Annotated in this window: 14 protein-coding genes; 10 read left to right on the forward strand and 4 right to left on the reverse strand. The window is 67.2% G+C overall.

Going from position 1 to position 17398, the window contains the following annotated elements:
* Positions 1-21: 21 nt before the first annotated feature.
* The gene (locus NG701_RS08185) at positions 22-507 is read right to left on the reverse strand and encodes an RrF2 family transcriptional regulator (RefSeq protein ID WP_252566264.1); all 486 of its coding nucleotides are present in this window, start codon (positions 505-507) and stop codon (positions 22-24) included.
* 112 nt (positions 508-619) lie between these two features.
* Here NG701_RS08185 and NG701_RS08190 point away from each other — a divergent pair, with 112 nt between their 5' ends.
* The gene (locus tag NG701_RS08190; RefSeq protein WP_252566267.1) at positions 620-2377 is read left to right on the forward strand and encodes a phospho-sugar mutase; all 1758 of its coding nucleotides are present in this window, start codon (positions 620-622) and stop codon (positions 2375-2377) included.
* A 111-nt stretch (positions 2378-2488) separates the two neighbouring features.
* Here the strand turns inward: NG701_RS08190 and nirD are convergent, their stop codons facing one another.
* On the reverse strand, positions 2489-2851 hold the full coding sequence (gene nirD, locus NG701_RS08195; RefSeq protein ID WP_252566269.1) for a nitrite reductase small subunit NirD: 363 nt from the start codon (positions 2849-2851) through the stop codon (positions 2489-2491).
* 265 nt (positions 2852-3116) lie between these two features.
* Here nirD and nirB point away from each other — a divergent pair, with 265 nt between their 5' ends.
* The 6 genes from nirB to NG701_RS08225 all read left to right on the forward strand — a co-directional run bounded on the left by nirB (position 3117) and on the right by NG701_RS08225 (position 10226).
* A complete protein-coding gene (nirB, locus tag NG701_RS08200) occupies positions 3117-5762 on the forward strand; it encodes a nitrite reductase large subunit NirB (RefSeq protein ID WP_252566272.1) in 2646 nt (881 codons plus the stop codon).
* A 2-nt stretch (positions 5763-5764) separates the two neighbouring features.
* A complete protein-coding gene (gene cobA, locus NG701_RS08205) occupies positions 5765-6799 on the forward strand; it encodes a uroporphyrinogen-III C-methyltransferase (protein ID WP_252566275.1) in 1035 nt (344 codons plus the stop codon).
* A gap of 14 nt (positions 6800-6813) precedes the next feature.
* Positions 6814-7968 (forward strand): uroporphyrinogen-III synthase, encoded by a 1155-nt coding sequence (locus tag NG701_RS08210; RefSeq protein WP_252566278.1) that lies wholly within the window; start codon positions 6814-6816, stop codon positions 7966-7968.
* Positions 7969-8174: 206 nt separating this feature from the next.
* Positions 8175-9101 (forward strand): FAD-dependent oxidoreductase, encoded by a 927-nt coding sequence (locus NG701_RS08215; RefSeq protein ID WP_252566280.1) that lies wholly within the window; start codon positions 8175-8177, stop codon positions 9099-9101.
* A gap of 101 nt (positions 9102-9202) precedes the next feature.
* The gene (gene deoC / locus NG701_RS08220) at positions 9203-9928 is read left to right on the forward strand and encodes a deoxyribose-phosphate aldolase (RefSeq protein WP_252566283.1); all 726 of its coding nucleotides are present in this window, start codon (positions 9203-9205) and stop codon (positions 9926-9928) included.
* Between the two features lie 52 nt (positions 9929-9980).
* Positions 9981-10226 carry a hypothetical protein gene (locus NG701_RS08225; protein WP_252566286.1) on the forward strand — a complete coding sequence of 82 codons (246 nt, stop codon included), beginning with the start codon at positions 9981-9983 and terminating at the stop codon, positions 10224-10226.
* A 113-nt stretch (positions 10227-10339) separates the two neighbouring features.
* Here the strand turns inward: NG701_RS08225 and NG701_RS08230 are convergent, their stop codons facing one another.
* Both NG701_RS08230 and mfd read right to left on the reverse strand, forming a co-directional pair.
* Positions 10340-11161: a metal-dependent hydrolase gene (locus tag NG701_RS08230; protein WP_252566289.1), complete on the reverse strand. Its 822-nt coding sequence runs from the start codon at positions 11159-11161 to the stop codon at positions 10340-10342.
* Positions 11162-11167: 6 nt separating this feature from the next.
* On the reverse strand, positions 11168-14860 hold the full coding sequence (gene mfd / locus NG701_RS08235; protein WP_252566292.1) for a transcription-repair coupling factor: 3693 nt from the start codon (positions 14858-14860) through the stop codon (positions 11168-11170).
* Between the two features lie 179 nt (positions 14861-15039).
* Here mfd and NG701_RS08240 point away from each other — a divergent pair, with 179 nt between their 5' ends.
* The 3 genes from NG701_RS08240 to NG701_RS08250 are packed head-to-tail and all read left to right on the forward strand — an operon-like array spanning position 15040 to position 17365.
* Positions 15040-16593 carry an SDR family oxidoreductase gene (locus NG701_RS08240; RefSeq protein ID WP_252566295.1) on the forward strand — a complete coding sequence of 518 codons (1554 nt, stop codon included), beginning with the start codon at positions 15040-15042 and terminating at the stop codon, positions 16591-16593.
* A 48-nt stretch (positions 16594-16641) separates the two neighbouring features.
* Positions 16642-17139, forward strand: coding sequence for a DUF2505 domain-containing protein (locus tag NG701_RS08245; RefSeq protein ID WP_056348089.1), 498 nt, complete (start codon positions 16642-16644; stop codon positions 17137-17139).
* Positions 17140-17143: 4 nt separating this feature from the next.
* Positions 17144-17365, forward strand: a complete 222-nt coding sequence (locus NG701_RS08250; RefSeq protein WP_252566298.1) for an SCO4848 family membrane protein — start codon at positions 17144-17146, stop codon at positions 17363-17365.
* Positions 17366-17398 lie beyond the last annotated feature (33 nt).

A 17398-nucleotide genomic window follows, 5' to 3' on the forward strand; every position in this document is an offset into this window, starting at 1 on the left:
CCCGCGTTGATGTAGGGCTGGTCAGGTTCGCGGACCGACGAGCTGCAGGACGGTGGCCTCCCGGGCCTCGGGAAACCGGCGCTCGATGGACTGGGCGATCCCGGCAATGCTCTGCCGGGACAGCTCAGTCCGCCATGTGACTTCGGCGTGGCGCATGGTCTGCGAAATAAGGCAGGTGCGGGCGTAGTCGGCGTCCATGCTCGCGCCCGGGGCGTCCTTGGCGATGCCTTCGCACCGGAAGGCATGGTTCTTTCCTTCGATGGCCAGGACCACATCAAGGACGGAAATCCGGTCCGGACGCCTGGCCAGCGAGAAGCCGCCCCGCGGGCCGGACACCGAGGTCAGGATCCCGGCCCGCACCATGGCCTGGAGCTGCTTGTTCAGGTACGCGGCGGGAAGCTTGTAGAACTCGGCCAGCCGTGCGCTGCTGACGGCCTCCCCCGGCGCGGTCCAGGACATGTTGACGCAGCTATGCAGCCCCCACTCAACGCCCTGCCCCAGTTTCATATTCGCGACATTACTTGTCCAGAAAATTTACTGCAAGGATTTCGCTGCTTTCCGCTGTCACGGGCGAGTGTTCCGGCACAGTTCCTGGAGCAATGACGATAGCGTTGACCGCATGACGTCCTCCGATGCCGCTTCCTTGTTCAGCCACGCCCGCGAATGGGCGGCCAAAGATCCGGATCCCGCCACAGCCGCAGAGCTCACAGAGCTGCTGCAACTCGCGGAGGAGGGCTCGCCCGCAGCGTCGCAAGAGCTCGCCGACAGCTTCAGCGGCACGCTGCAGTTCGGCACCGCAGGCCTCCGCGCCGCCTTGGGCGCTGGGCCGAACCGGATGAACCGCGTCGTGGTGCGCCGCGCCGCCGCCGGCCTCGCCATCTTCCTCGTTGATGCGGTGGGTGAGGCCGCGCCCGGGACCCGGCCACGCGCCGTCGTCGGCTATGACGCCCGCTACAACTCGGACATCTTCGCCGAGGAAACGGCGGCCATCTTCACGGCCGCCGGGATTGAAACTTTCCTGATGCCGTCCGCGCTGCCCACCCCGCTGCTCGCTTTCGCCGTGCGGGCCCTCGATTGCGACGGCGGCGTGATGGTGACGGCAAGCCATAATCCTCCGCAGGACAACGGATACAAGGTGTACCTGGGCCGCCATGCCGTGGAGGACAGCGGCCGCGGTGCGCAGATCGTGGCGCCCTACGACGCCCGGATCGCCGCGCGGATCGATGCCGTGGGCGCCCTGGAAACCATCACCCTTGCCGCGGACGGCTGGACGGTCCTGGATCCGTCGGTTGCGGCGGATTATGAACGCGCGACGGCGGCACTCGCTGATGCGGCCCGCTTCCCGTCCCGCGACCTGCGGATTGTCCTGACCCCCATGCACGGCGTCGGCGGCGAAACTGCCGTGGCAGTGCTGAAAGCTGCCGGCTTTGCCGATGTCACCCTGGTGGCCGAACAGGCTGAGCCGGATCCCGACTTTCCCACGGTGAACTTTCCCAATCCGGAGGAACCGGGCGCCTTGGACCTGGCATTGGAAACCGCCGCCCGCGTCGACGCCGATATCGTCCTGGCCAACGATCCGGATGCGGACCGCGCAGCCGTGGCGGCGAAGGATCCTGACACCGGCGCCTGGCGCATGCTGCGCGGCGACGAGGTGGGCGCGCTGCTGGGAGCGCACATTGTGGCCCGGCTGGCAGCCGGCACCGGCAGTACGGTTGAAGCAGGCAGTGGCGAAGGGCCCGGCGTCTTCGCCAATTCGATTGTGTCCTCGCGACTGCTCTCGCGCATCGCCTCGGCGGCCGGGTACGAGCATGAGGAAACGCTGACCGGGTTCAAATGGATTTCCCGGGTGCCCGGGCTGGTCTACGGCTACGAGGAAGCCCTGGGCTATTGCTGTGCTCCGGAACTGGTCCGGGACAAGGACGGGATCTCTGCCGCGGTCCTCATCGCGGAAATGGCCGCCGCTGCCAAGGCGGACGGAAAGACCATCTTCGACACCCTGGATGAGCTCTACCTTCAGCACGGGCTGCACGCCAGCGACCAACTGAGCATCCGAGTGGCGGATCTTGGCCTGCTGGACGCCATGATGAACCGGCTCCGGGTGAGCCCGCCCCATTCGTTCGGTTCGTCCGCTGTTGAAACCTTCGTGGACCTGGCCGAAGGGAGCGAGCACTTGCCGCCCACCGATGGCCTGCTGTATCTGACCCGGGACGAGACCCGGGTCATCATCCGGCCCAGCGGCACCGAGCCCAAGCTTAAGTGCTACCTGGAAGTCATCCTCCCGGTTGAGTCAGCGGCCGAACTGCCGGAAGCCCGGCAGGCAGCCCGGACCGCCCTGGACAATGTGCTCGGCGATGTCCGCGAGGCCCTCGGGCTCTAACGTTTCGACCCGCCCTTCGCGTAAGGACGGCCGCGCCCCGCATGACCGTTGCTGGCCCACACCGCTATTGCGGGGCAGGACAGCTCAACGCAGGTCGGCCGGATCCTTGGCCTAGACCGCGACTTCGATGAAACCGTCGGAAATGCGGGTGCTGAACGTTTCCAGGCGCACCGCGGCGGTTCCGAAGCATTCGCCGGTTTCCAGGTCGTAGACCTCTTTGTGCAGCGGCGAAGCGATGGTGGGGCGGGTGCCGCGTGAACCCAGAATGCCGCGGGCCATTACGTGGGCGCCGGTGGCCGGATCTTCCTGGGCCACCGCAAAAACCTCACTGGGGCCGGTCCGGAAGAGTGCCACCTGGCGGCCTTCAATGAGCGCTGCTTCGCCCCAGGCAAGCTCTAGCTCGTCCACGGCGCAGACCCGGTGCCAGGTAACGGTATCGGCGGCGAGCGCCCCAAGTTCCAGTGTTGCCGTCATGTCCGGCTCCTCTCCCCGTGCTTGATTGGCCACCTCTATGGCCATACCAAACAACTTAGGCAACGGGTGTTTCAAAGGCGTGCAGTGAATGTGTCCAGCGCGTAAAAGAGACCTCACCCGATCGGAAACGCGTTCGTGATGCAGAAGTTAAGCCTACGAAACATAAGGGAAACTGAAGCGAAACTGCGGCTACCTAGTCTGGATGGACACACCTCGTCAGAGAAAGTCGCAGAACATCGTCTGCGGCACATGCGAAAGGCCCACAGTGACCGAACAGACTTCAAGCCAGACGGCAACGCGCCGGATCGTCGTCGCCGGTGGCGGCCCTGCTGCCCACCGCTTCGCCGATGCCATGCACACCCGGGGCCTTGAGGGCTGGGACGTCACGGTCCTCACGGAAGAAGCCCACCTCCCGTACGACCGCGTGGCGCTCTCCAAGGCACTGACGGACAGCAGCGTGGACCTCACCTTGGGCTCTGCCTCAATGTGGGACCACGACTCCCTGACTCTGAAGACCGGCGAGCGCGTGGTCAAGATCAATGCCGAAGCAAAGACGGTTGAGACCGCTGCCGGCAGCATCTTCGAATACGACGACCTGGTGGTCGCCACCGGCTCGAATGCCGCACGCCTCCCCATCCCCGGCGCCGAGCACACGCACGTCTACCGCACGCTCGAAGACGTCTGGGCCATCAACGAGGCCATTACCGGGCTCACGGAGAAGCTGGGCCGCAAGGTCAACGCCGTCACTATCGGTGGAGGCCTCCTCGGACTCGAATCGGCCGCCGGCACGGAGCAGCTGGGCGCCAACCCGATCGTCATCGACGGATCGCAGTGGCTGATGGCCACACAGCTGGACGAAGGCGCTGGCCAGGCAATGGGCCGGCTCATCAAGGCCAAAGGCTTCGCAGTCCACGGCGGCGTGTTCCCTTCGGAAGTATTGTCCGACGACGACGGCCAGGTCACCGGTGTCCTCATGGCAGACGGCCGCATTATCGACGCTGACCTCGTGATCGTCGCCATCGGCGTCCGGCCGCGCGATGAACTCTTCCGCGCAGCCGAAGGGGAAGAGCAGGTGTTCAGCCTGGGCCAGCGCGGCGGCGTGGTCATCAACGACTTCTGCGCCACCGAGGTGGAAGGCATCTGGGCCATCGGTGAGGTCGCCAACTACGGTGGCATGTGCCTGGGCCTCGTTGCACCGGCCAACACCATGGCGGAGATCGTGGCAGACCGCCTCCACGGCGGCCAGGCAACGTTCCCCGGCTTCGATACTGCCACCAAGCTCAAGCTCTCCGGCGTTGACGTTGCCAGCTTCGGTGACGGGTTCGCCAAGACCGAACACTCCCTTGAAATCGTCTATGCCGACCCCGCCCGCGGTGTCTACCAGAAGATCGTCACCACCGACGACGCAAAGACCCTCCTGGGCGGCATCTTCGTAGGCGACGCTTCCCCGTACATGAGCCTGCGTCCGCTCCTGGGCCGCGAGCTCGCTGCTGAACCCGGCGCTTACCTGAGCGCGGCCGGCGGCGGCGACGCTCCGGAATCCGAACTCCCGGACGACGCCATCCTGTGTTCCTGCAACAACGTGGCCGCCGGCACCATCCGCGACACCATCAACGGCTGCGGCGCCTGCGACGGCAACGCCCCCGTCCAGGAACTTGGCGAGCTCAAGGGCTGCACCCGCGCCGGAACCAGCTGCGGTTCCTGCGTCCCGATGCTCAAGAAGCTGCTGGAAACCGAACTCACCAAGTCCGGCGTCGAGGTCTCCAAGGCACTCTGCGAGCACATCGAGCTGTCCCGCCAGGAACTCTTCGACGCCATCCGTGTCCTGGAACTGACCTCCTTCGAAGAGATCATGGCCAAGTACGGCACCGGCGCCGGCTGCGACATCTGCAAGCCCACCATCGCCAACATCCTGGCCAGCCAGAACAGCGCCTACGTCCTTGACGCCGGCCGCGGCACCCTGCAGGACACCAACGACCGCGCCCTCGCCAACATGCAGAAGGACGGCACCTACTCGGTGGTCCCCCGCATCGCTGGCGGTGAAATCACCCCCAAGAAGCTCGGCGTCATCGCCGCCGTGGCCGAGAAGTACAACCTGTACACCAAGATCACCGGCGGCCAGCGGATCGACATGTTCGGTGCCCGGCTGGAAGAGCTCCCGGAAATCTGGAAGGAACTGGTGGACGCCGGCTTCGAATCCGGCCAGGCGTACGGCAAGAGCCTGCGCACCGTGAAGTCCTGCGTCGGTTCCACCTGGTGCCGCTTCGGTGTCCAGGATTCGGTGGCCATGGCCATCCAGCTGGAGCTCCGGTACCGCGGCCTCCGCAGCCCGCACAAGCTCAAGATGGGCGTCTCCGGCTGTGCCCGTGAATGCGCCGAGGCCCGCGGCAAGGACGTCGGCGTGATCGCCACGGCCGACGGCTGGAACCTCTACGTCGGCGGCAACGGCGGTGCCACCCCGGCCCACGCCCAGCTCCTAGCCAAGGACCTCGACGACGAAACCCTGCTTAAGTACATCGACCGCTACTTCATGTACTACATCCGCACGGCGGACCGCCTTCAGCGCACCGCGCGCTGGCAGGAAGAACTCGACGGCGGCATCAGGCACGTCGAGGACGTGGTGGTCAAGGACACCCTGGGCATCGCCGAGGAACTTGAAGCCGCCATGGCCAAGCACGTTGACACCTACGTGGACGAATGGGCGGACACCCTCAAGGACCCCGAGCGCCTGCGCCGGTTCCGGTCCTTCGTCAACGCGCCAGACCAGAAGGATGACTCCATCACCTTCGTCTCCGACGAGCGTGGCCAGATGCGCCCTGCCACCGCGGAGGAAAAGAGCCGCGCGGTCCAACAGCCGGTCCTGATCGGCGCCTCCATCCCCATGCGGCCCCGCGCCGAGAACGAGGTATAGCCATGCAGCTCAGCATCGATCTCACCGGCCGCGAAGTCCTGGTCACAGGCTCCGACCACGCCGCGCGCCAGGCGGTCCGCCGCTTCGTGGCCGCGGGCGCCGTCGTCTACCGTCTCAGCACCCCTGCGGGTGCAGCGCATGACGGGCCGCTCCCTGAGCGTCCTTTCCTGGTCGCAGCGGTCGACGACGGCCAGCCCGGCTGGGAGGCCCTGCTTGAGCGGTGCCGTGTCACCGGCATTCCGGTGGCGGCCGAGCCGGCCGCCGGTCCCATCGGCCACGTCACCCTGGTGGGTGGCGGACCCGGCACCACCGAGCTGCTGACCGTCGCCGCCGTCAAGGCCCTCCGCGACGCGGACGTGGTGTTCTTCGACCGGCTGGCTCCGTGCCAGGACCTGCCGGAGCTGACCTCGGCCGAACTTGTAGATGTGGGGAAGAAGCCCGGACACCACAAGGTGGGCCAGGCCGACATCGAGAAGCTGATGGTCGCCGCCGCCCTGGAAGGCAACAACGTGGTCCGCCTCAAGGGTGGCGACCCCTATGTCTTCGGCCGCGGCGGCGAGGAAGTGGCCTCCTGCGTGGCGGCGGGCGTGCCCGTCCGAGTCATCTCCGGCGTCACCAGCGCGATCTCCGTGCCGGCGGCCGCCGGCATTCCGGTCACGCACCGCGAGGTCAGCCACATGTTCACCGTGGTCTCCGGCCACGCGCCGCTGACCGAAAAGGAACACACCCACCTGGCCGGTCTGGGCGGCACCATTGTGGTGCTGATGGGCATCGGCACCCTGCACCAGCTCGCGGCCGGGCTCCGCAAAGCCGGTATGCGCCCCGATATGCCCATGGCCGTCATCGAACGCGGTTACCGCCCCGGCCAGCGCACCACCATCGCGGACTTGGGCACCATCACCTCCGCCTCTGCCGGGTGCAGCAATCCCGCCGTGCTGGTCATCGGCGAGGTGGTTCGCGTGGCGGAAGCCAACCGCGGGCATGCTGAGGCCGCCGCCGACCTCGACCGGCTGGCGGCCTCGCTGCTCGGTTCATGAAAGGATTGACCCCCATGACCGCACTGGCACCCGCTGAGCCCGCCCAGCTTGAAGAGACCTCAGGGCCGGAGGCCTCGGACTCCCCGCTGGAGGGCTTCCGCATCGGAGTCACCTCGCACCGGCGCTCCCGGGACCTCATCGAGGCCCTGGAACGCCGCGGCGCGGAAGTTCTGCACGCGCCGGCCCTCAAGATCGCCCCGGTGCAGGAGGACATCCGCCTCATCGAGGACACCAAGGCCATCATCGCCGCGCGCCCGGACCTGTGCATCGCCACCACGGCGTACGGCATGCGCCGCTGGTGCGAAGCTGCCGATTCCTTTGGGATCGGTGAGCAGCTGCTGGAAACCCTCGGGGCGTGCCGGATGTTCGTCCGGGGCCCCAAAGCCCGCGGCGCCGTCCGCGCGGCCGGACTCGCCGACGTCGGAATCAGCAGCGACGAAACCACCGCAACGCTGGTGGACATGCTGCTCGCCGAAGGCGTGCGCGGCAAGACTGTGGCCGTGCAGCTGCACGGCTACACGGACGTCCGGCAGCTGGAACGGCTGCGTATGTCCGGCGCCACCGTCCTGACGGTCACCCCCTACCGCTGGGTAAAGCCCGACGGCGAAGACAGGCTCCCGCGCCTCATCGAGGCTGTGTGCAGCGGCAACCTTGACGTGCTCACCTTCACCAGCGCCCCCGCCGTCGACGCCGTGTGGAGTACAGCCCACGAAATGGGCGTCTACAAGCAACTCATCGAAAGCCTCAAGTCCAACGTCACCACGGCAGTGGTGGGGCCCGTCACGGCCCAGCCCCTGCTCGACGCCGGTATCTCGCCGCTCGTTCCGGAACGGTTCCGGATGGGCGCCCTCATCCGGCTGGTGTGCGAGCACCTCGCCCTGAACCATGTGCGGCGGCTGGACACCGCGTCCGGCAACCTTGAGCTGCGCGGCCGCAGCCTGCGGGTCGACGGAGCGCAGGTTGAGCTGGCGCCTGCGCCGCTGCTGCTGCTGCGTGCCCTCCTGGGGGCCGGTGGGGCCGTGCTTTCCCGGGAGTCGCTGTCGGAGCTGCTCGAGCTGAAGGGCTCGGTCCACGCCTTGGACATGACTGTCAGCCGCCTGCGGTCATCGCTGCCGGACGGCCGCCTGGTGGAGACGGTGGTCAAGAGGGGTTACCGGATCCGCGTCTAGGGACGCGGGCTCCGGCCGCCTTTGTGTCATTCCGGAGCGTAGTGAGAGGTGCGTCACGGGTTCTGTTACCGGCCGGTAAACGTTGGCGAACAAAGGGCATTCTCCCAGCAACAGCGGGGAAACACGCCTGAAAAGCCCGCCGCCTACGCTGGGATTCATCACGAAGTCCCGGCCGCTCCAGCGGCCGCCAGCGAAAGGGCCAGCACATGTCCGCTCCGGCACCGTCCACCTCAGTTTCCCCGGCTCCGCGCATCGTCATTGCCGGGGCCGGGCCCGCCGCACAGGCGCTGGTCCGCCAGCTGGACGGTGCCCGCTTCCGCGGCACCGTCACCATCCTCAGCAACCGGGACGACGCTCCCGCCGAACTCCTGGAGCTCGCAGAGCTGCCGCAGGTATCAGTCCGCTTCGGCCAGCCAGCCAGCTTCATCGACGCGGAGAACCGCTCCGTCACCACCGCCGACGGCATGGAACTCAGCTACGACGAACTGGTCATCGCCACCGGATCAGCGCCCGTTGCGTCCCCCGTGGCGGGCGCCGGCCGCTGCCTGAGCTACTCCACGATCGACGACGCCGCCCGGATCGGCGACGCCGTCAAGGAAGTGACGCGGGAACTGGGCCGGCGGCCACTGGGGATCCTCGTGGGAACCGGCGCGGCAGCGGGCCAGGCCGAAGCGGTGCTGCGGGCACGCGGCGTCAGGCCCATCCGCACAACGGTCCGGCCGGCCGCCGTGGTGCACTCCATCGCCGGCTCAGGTCTGACCGCCTCCGGGGTTGTCTTCGAGGACGGCAGCAGCATGAACGGCGACCTGGTTGTCCTGGCCGAAGAGCGGGTTGCCCGCGATGGACTCGCCGCCAGCGCCGGACTCGCCACCGCCCGCAACGGCGGAATCACCATCAGCAAGGACTTCAGGACATCGGTCGCCGGCGTCTGGGCCATCGGCGACGCCGCCGCGTTCGACGGCGTGCGGCTGGGACTGCTGGTCGCGGCGGCTTCTGCCGCCGGCGCCTGCGCCGCACAGCTGATGACCGCTACATCAGCGGCGGAAGGCGTGGCCGCGGGTGCGGAAGGCGTGGCCGCGGGTGCGGAAGGCGTGGCCGCGGGTGCGGCGGAGCGCGTGCCTGCGGCCGCGTAAGCGTCCGCCCGCCGCGACACCCGCTGTGACAAGATGGTCACCTGAACAGCCACGCACTACGTGGCTCCGGCGGCCCACAAGGCCACATGGAAAGGACCATCATGAGCAACGCAGCCACTCCTACCGACCAAACTGGAGCCGGTACGGTCTCAGCGTCGGGCAACATCGCTTCCTACATCGACCACACGCTGCTCAAGCCCGAGGCCAGCGAGGCGGAGATCCTCAAGGTGTGCGCCGAGGCCGCCGAGTACCACTTCAAGTCAGTCTGCGTTAATCCCGTCTGGGTCAAGACCGTCAAAACCGCGCTCAAGGGGTCCGGGGTACTGACGTGCTCGGTGATCGGCTTTCCCATGGGTGCCACGCCCAGCGACGTGAAGGCCTTTGAAGCCCGCGGCGCAGTGCTGGACGGCGCTGACGAAATCGACATGGTCATCAACATCGCAGCCGCCCGCGCCGCTGACAAGGGTGCGCTGGTGGACGATATCTCCGCCGTCGCGGAGGCGGTCCACGCGGGCGGGGCCATCCTGAAGGTCATCATCGAAACCGCGTTGCTCAGCGATGACCAGAAGGTCCTGGCCTGCCAGGCGTCCGTTGAAGCGGGGGCGGATTTCGTCAAGACCTCCACGGGGTTCAACGGCGGGGGTGCCACTGCCGAAGACATCGCCCTGATGCGCCGCACCGTAGGCCCCGATCTCGGCGTCAAGGCGTCCGGCGGCGTACGTTCGCTGGCTGACGCGCAGGCTATGATTGCTGCAGGTGCAACACGTATTGGTGCCAGCTCCGGCATTGCCATCGTCAAGGGTGAACAGGGTTCATTCAGCTACTGACACCGGCCCGGAGCAGCCACAGTTTGAGCCCCGCGGGGCCGAGGAGGAAAGAATGTCCAACAAGACCACAGAGTCCGGCAACGCCACGGTACAAACCCCCCAGAACGAGAACAGCCTCCTGGGCAGCATCCTTCTGTTTGTACCCATGATGGCGCTATTCCTGGGCTCCATCTACTCCCTGTCCTTCCTCACTCTCGGCAACCCGTGGCCGATGGCCGTCTGCCTTGGCCTGTTTTTCCTGGCGTTCTGGATCCCGCAGACCATCACCGGCCGCTCCGATTCAGCCGGCGGGAAGTAAGACTCCATAACTCAAAAGGCTGGGGCTCCGGATTTTCCGGGGCCCCAGCCTTTTGGGTTCTGGCCGCTTAAGCACTGGCGGATTAAGTGTTGGCCGCGTCAGCACTAACCACGTCAGCCCGCGCCGAGCAAGCGGCTGACCGTGGTCTTTCCGATCGCCATGGCTGCCGGGAAATGTGCCTTCGCCAACGACCAGGCCGCTACGCACATGCCCACCATCGCGTAGGCGCTCACCGGGATCAGCACCAGCCACTCGCGCCGGGAACCCGCGCGGCCCAGCAGCGGCAAGGAAAAGGCGCCGTTGGCTTTCCAGACGTCATTGAGCACCGGCAGCTTCCGGAGAAACTTCGGTGGCTTGATGACGATCGGCCAGAGCAGCGGCACGCCCCCGGTGGTGATCATGTCCCCCACGATGTGGACCACTACCCCGGTCAGCATCGAGACGGGCAGCCAGGTCCACTGCTCCGGCGCGAACCAGGCCACCAGTCCGGCCATGGCCAGGGCAAAGATCCAGTTGCTGATAAATCCTGACTTGGGAAACAGCTTCAGCGCCTTGGCCGCAATGTTGATCATGAACATGCACAGCAGGCCGGCACCCACGGACAGCAGGCCCCAGTCCGTCCGCAGCTGGAACTGTCCGGCCATCATGGCCAGCAGCACAAAGAACGCCGCACCGAGCACCGAGTGGGTGCCTTGCCGGTGCCCGCCGCTGGCGTTCTCAATACCCACAGCAATCAGGTTGGACAGCGGCGGCAGCGAGTTGGCCACGGTGCTGTGGCGGTGGTCCCAGTCGCACACGAGCGCCGTCCCCGCCGTCGCCATCCCGCCGATGAGGATTCCCGTGGCGTCCAGCGGATACCAGCCCAGCGTGTACGGCCCCGTTGAGGCAATAGCTACCCACGCCGCGGCCCCCGACGCGGCGTGATGTCCTCCCATCAAGCTCTAACCCCTTACTGCCGGAGCGGCAAGTGGTGCGTCGGAGAAGATGTTGCGGATGACCCCATTGGCCCATTCCAGGATTTCGGCGTCCTGCAGGTCGCGGCCGCCGATCCTCGCCGTCTTGGGCTTCGGAATCAGCACCGCGTCCAGGGCCGGCTTGGACTGCGAACCCGGGTACATCCGGGCCAGCCGCATCAGCTTCGACTCCGGCAGCTGCGCCGGCGAGAACTTGATGAAGTTCCCCTGAAGCGCGACGTCGGACAGGCCGGCCTGGCGGGCACCCACCCGGAAGCGGGCCACGGCAATGAGGTTCTGGACCGGCAGCGGCGGCTCACCGTAACGGTCCACAAGCTCGGCCAGGACCTCCTCGATGGCCTCGTACGTCAACGCGGAGGCCAGCTTGCGGTAGGCCTCCAGCCGCAGCCGCTCCCCCGGCACATAATCGTGCGGGAGGTGGGCGTTGACCGGCAGCTCGATCTTCATTTCGGCGGCCTTTTCCTCGGCGTCGCCGCGGAAGTCGGCCACCGCCTCACCTACCAGGCGGATGTAGAGGTCGAAGCCCACGCCCTGGATGTGGCCGGACTGCTCGCCGCCCAGCAGGTTGCCGGCGCCGCGGATTTCGAGGTCCTTCATGGCCAGCTGCATGCCGGCTCCGAGCTCGTTGTGGGTGGCCACGGCCTTGAGGCGTTCCAGGGCCACCTCGCCCAGGGGCTTCTCGGACGGATACAGGAAGTAGGCATAGGCGCGTTCACGGCCGCGGCCCACCCGGCCGCGGAGCTGGTGCAGCTGGGAGAGGCCGTACTTGTCGGCCCCGTCCACGATCAGGGTGTTGGCGTTGGAGATGTCCAGTCCGGTTTCGATGATGGTGGTGCACACCAGGACGTCGAAACGCTTTTCCCAGAAGTCCACGATGATCTGCTCCAGCCGGCTCTCGGACATCTGTCCGTGCGCCACCTCAACACGTGCTTCCGGAACCAGTTCACGGATCTTCGCGGCCGTCCGGTCGATGGTGGACACCCGGTTGTGCACAAAGAACATCTGGCCTTCGCGCATCAGCTCACGCCGGATGGCCGCCGAGGTCTGCTTGTCCGTGTACGGGCCCACGTATGTGAGGACGGGGTGGCGTTCCTCCGGCGGGGTGGCCAGCGTGGACGTTTCCCGGATGCCGGTCAACGACATCTCCAGGGTCCGCGGAATCGGGGTGGCGCTCATGGCCAGCACGTCCACGTTGGTCCGCATTTTCTTCAGTGCTTCCTTATGCTCCACACCGAAGCGCTGCTCCTCGTCCACGATCACCAGGCCCAGATCCTTGAACGCGAAGTCCTTGGACAGCAGGCGGTGGGTGCCGATGACGACGTCAACGGAGCCGCTCTTGACGCCCTCAACGGTCTCTTTGGTTTCCTTGGTCCCTTGGAACCGCGACAGGGCTTTGACCCGCAGGGGGAACCCGGAGAAGCGCTCGGTGAACGTTTCGAAGTGCTGCTGGGCGAGCAGGGTGGTGGGCACGAGGATCGCCACCTGCTTCCCGTCCTGGACCGCCTTGAACGCGGCCCGGACGGCGATCTCGGTTTTGCCGTAGCCCACGTCGCCGGACACCAGGCGGTCCATGGGGATCTCGCGCTCCATGTCCGCCTTGACCTCATTGATGGTAGTCAGCTGGTCCGGCGTCTCCACGTATGGGAAGGCCTCCTCCAGCTCGCGCTGCCACGGAGTGTCCGGCCCGAAGGCATGGCCCTTTGAAGCCATCCGTGCGGAGTACAGCCTGATGAGTTCACCGGCGATCTCCTTGACGGCCTTGCGTGCCTTGGACTTGGTGCTGGCCCAGTCGGAGCCGCCCATCTTACTAAGCACAGGGGTATCGCCGCCGACGTAGCGGGTCACCTGGTCCAGCTGGTCGGTCGGGACAAACAGGCGGTCCCCGGGGGCGCCGCGCTTGGACGGGGCGTATTCCAGGACCAGGTACTCGCGGACGCCGTCTCCGCCGCCGGCCACCTTGCGCTGGATGAGTTCGATGAAGCGGCCAATGCCGTGCTGTTCGTGCACCACGGAATCGCCGTTGACCAGCTGCAGCGGGTCCACGGCGTTCCGCCGCTTGGACGGCATGCGCCGCATGTCCTTGGTGGAGCCCGCGGAGGTCCGTCCCAGCAGGTCCGCTTCGGTGAGCAGCCCCAGCTTGAGGCTGTCCAGGACAAAACCGCGTCCGACGGCGGCAGTGGTCACCTCGATGATGCCCGCCTGCGGCTCCTTCTCAAGGGTGTCCACCCTGGCGCAGGGGATGTCGGCGTCGTGGAACAGTTCCGCCAGGCGCTGCGCCGGGCCGGGACCCTCCGTGGCCACTACGATCCGCCACTGGTCCCGGACGTGGGAGCCGATGAAGTCCATCATCTCGGCCACATCACCCTGGTACCCGCGCGGTTCGCGGGCGCGGAGGTTCAGGACGTCAATCTCGGGCAGCAGCTCCTCGTCAGTGGCCAGCGACGTGATGGACCACCAGGACACCTCGTGCTCCAGCGAGAAGCTCCGTGTTTCGGCCAGGGAACGGAAGCTGGCTGAGTGCAACGCTGCCGACGCCTGCGAACTGAGGTCCAGTGGAGCCGTGCCGCCATCCGAGGCCGTGGACCAGGCTGCTTCCAGGAACTCCTCGTTGGTGGCCGCAAGATCATGTGCGCGCCTGCGGACCTTTTCCGGTTCAATGATCACCGAGATGGACCCGGCGGGCAGCTGCTCCACGAACGGGACCATGGCGTCCACCAGCACCGGGGCCAGGGATTCCATCCCTTCCACGGCGATGCCGCCGGCGATCTTCTCCAGCATGTCCGCGGCCGCGGGCAGCTGCGCCTTCAGGGTGGCCGCGCGCGACATCACCGACGGCGTGATGAGGATTTCGCGGCAGGGCGGGGCGTGGAGCTCGGCGGGGTGGTGCACCCCGGGCGCCGACAGCGAGCGCTGGTCGGCCACCGCGAACCAGCGCATCTGGTCCACCTCGTCGCCGAAGAACTCCACACGGATGGGATGGTTCTCGGTGGGCGGGAAGACGTCGATGATGCCGCCGCGGACGGCAAACTCGCCACGGCGGGTGACCATGTCCACGCGTGCGTAGGCGGCATCGGCAAGGCTCCGCACCACGCTGGAGAACGGCATGTCCTGTCCCACCTTCAGGGTGACCGGAACCAGGTCACCCAGCCCGGCGACGATCGGCTGGACCACCGCGCGGACCGGTGCCACCACCACACGCAGCCGGCCCGCCGTCGAACTTTCCGGGTGCGCCAGGCGGCGCAGGACGGACAGCCGGCGGCCCACCGTGTCGGAGCGGGGTGAGAGCCGTTCGTGCGGCAGGGTTTCCCAACTGGGGAACTCGGCCACTGAATCGGCCGGCAGGTAAGCGCGCAGGGCCGCTGTCAGATCCTCCGCTTCGCGTCCCGTGGCGGTGACCGCCAGAACTACGGGAGGGAGCCCGCCGTCGGGAGTTCCTTCGTCGGAGCCGGCGTCCAGGCCGTCTGCCATTTCCGCCAGCAGGACGGCGCGGAGTCCGGCCGGCGCGCTGATCTGGTAGTCCTGGCCCCGGACGTCAAAACCCCTGGCCGCCTCCGCCTGGACCCGCGCGAACGTCTGGTCTTCTGCCAGGACACGGCGCAGTCCGGTCAGCGAGGGACCACCGTTGGACGGGCCAGGATGGGACGGGCCAGTGGGGCTCATGGCGGAAACTCCTGTGGGTTCATGGGATCGCAGGCAACACGAAAGCCCGAAATTCACTTCGAATCCCGGGTCATCCCAGCCTACCCCTGCCCCGGGGCCCGCCGGGCCCCCCGTTGCTAAGCTTGCTGAGGAAGCGCGCCTGTTGCGCGCCTCCGCCTGGCCGGCCTGAGGAGCTTTCAGTGAGCGATAGCAATAGTCCGAGCGACACTCCCACCACCGTGGCACCGGGGACGGCGCGAACCGTCCTGGTGACCGGCGCCACCGGCTACATCGGCGGCCGCCTGGTCCCCCGGCTGCTGGAAGCCGGGCATACCGTCAGGGTCCTGGTCAGGACCCCGGCAAAGATCGCCGGCGTGCCGTGGCTGGGCAAGGTTGAGGTCATCGAGAGCAGTCTCGACGACGGCGGAGCCTTGGAGCAGGCGCTGGCCGGCGTCGACGTGCTCTACTACCTCGTCCACTCCATGGCTTCCGGCGCCGGCTTCGAGTCCAAGGAAAAGGCCATGGCGGAAACGGCCGCCACAGCTGCCGCCGCGGCCGGCGTAGGCCGGATCGTCTACCTGGGCGGCCTGCACCCGGCCGACGTGGAACTGTCCACCCACATGCGGTCCCGGGAAGCCGTGGGAAAGGTGTTCCTGGACAGCGCGGTGGACTCGGTGGTCTTCCAGGCCGGGGTGGTGATCGGTTCCGGGTCCGCGTCCTTCGAAATGATCCGCCACCTGTCCGAAACGCTTCCGCTGATGCCGGCCCCGAGCTGGGTGCGCAACAAGATCGAGGCGATCGCCGTCAGGGACGTGCTGCACTACCTTGTGGGCGCCGCATCCTTGGACGGGCCCGTCAACCGCACCTTCGACATCGGCTGCCGGCAGGTCCTGAGCTACGCGGGCATGATGAAGGAATACGCCGCCGAGGCCGGGCTGCCGTACCGGGTGGTGCTGGCTCTGCCCATTCCCGCCCCGAGGCTCGCCGGCGTGTGGGTGGCCCTGACCACGCCCATCCCGCTGTCCATGTCGCTCCCGCTCGTCGAGTCGCTGCAGCACGATGCCGTGTCCCGCGAGCACGACATCGACGCCCATATCCCGGTTCCGGCGGGCGGCCTGACCCCGTACCGGCGGGCCGTTGCCCTCGCCCTGGGCAGGGAGCGTGACGGCCAGGTGGAAACCACGTGGTCAAATGCCGGGGCCGACGCCGATCCGCTGCCCAGCGATCCGGACTGGGCAGGCCACACGGTCTACGTGGATGAGCGGACCTTCCACGGCGATGTTGATCCCGCCCACGTGTGGACCATCATCGAAGGTATCGGCGGCCGGAACGGCTGGTATTCCCTGCCGCTGGCATGGCGGGTACGTGGCTGGCTGGACAAGCTCACCGGCGGCGCGGGCCTGCTGCGGGGACGAAGGCACCCCGGCACCCTGGCCTCGGGCGAAGTGGTGGACTGGTGGCGCGTGGAACGGATCGAGCGCGGAAAACTGTTGCGCCTCCGCGCGGAGATGCGCGCCCCCGGACGGGCCTGGCTTGAACTGTCCGTCGAACCTGACGGGACGGGCAGCCGCTACCGGCAGCGGGCCATTTTCTTCCCCAAGGGCCTCAGCGGAAAGCTCTACTGGCTTGCCGTGCTGCCCTTCCACAGCCTCATATTTCCGGCGATGGCACGGAACATCACCACGGCGGCGCAGAAAATCGCCGGCGCCGACAGCGCGGAGGCCGGTTCCAACAACACGCAGGGCTCCCCGTAGGATGTGGGGAGCAAAAAGCGTTCTGACCTACACATCACTGGAGGACCCATGGCACTGAGTGCAACCACTACCCTTCCGCACGCCGTCGACAGCGTCGCTGCCGTCTTCATCAACGAGGACTTCCAGCGGCACACGAGCCAATTCGTTGGCGGCACACTTGAATCCTTCGAGGTGGCCGGAGACGTTGACGGAGTATTCAGCACCACCTCGGTCCGCACGCTGCCCACCACCCGGCTGCCGGAGATCGCCCGTAAGTTCGTGGGCGAAAAGCTCACTGTGACGCAGGTGGAGAACTGGGACGCCCCGGCGGCCGACGGTTCCCGCCAGAGCAACATCACGCTGAAGATCGCCGGCGCCCCCCTTGATGTGACCGCGGTCCAGCGGCTCGTCGCGGAGGGCGGCAGCACGCGCATTGAACTCGAAGGCAACGTGACCTCCTCCGTCCCGTTCCTGGGCGGCAAGATCGCCGAGGCAGCTGAGCCCATGGTGGCCAAGGCCTTGAACATCCAGTCACAGCAGGCCCAGGCCTGGCTCGAAAGCCACTAAGGCCATGCAGCTCCCCCTGTTGGCGGGCGTGGTCCTGATCATCGCCGGCCTCTGGTCCCTGGTGGTCTGGCCGCAGTTCCTGCGCCGCGTGATGAAGGATCCCAGGGCGCGGGACGCCGCCGGCAAGGCCACAAAGTTCCTCACCGTCCACGTGGTGCTGGTCAGCATCTCGCTGGTGCTGGGAGCTGCCACTGCCATGATCGGGGTTATGGGCCTGCTCCGGTAGGCTGGACACAGGTGCGCCGGGAAGTCTGGTCGG

The organism is Pseudarthrobacter cellobiosi, from assembly GCF_023913815.1.
Taxonomy (GTDB): Bacteria; Actinomycetota; Actinomycetes; order Actinomycetales; family Micrococcaceae; genus Arthrobacter; species Arthrobacter cellobiosi.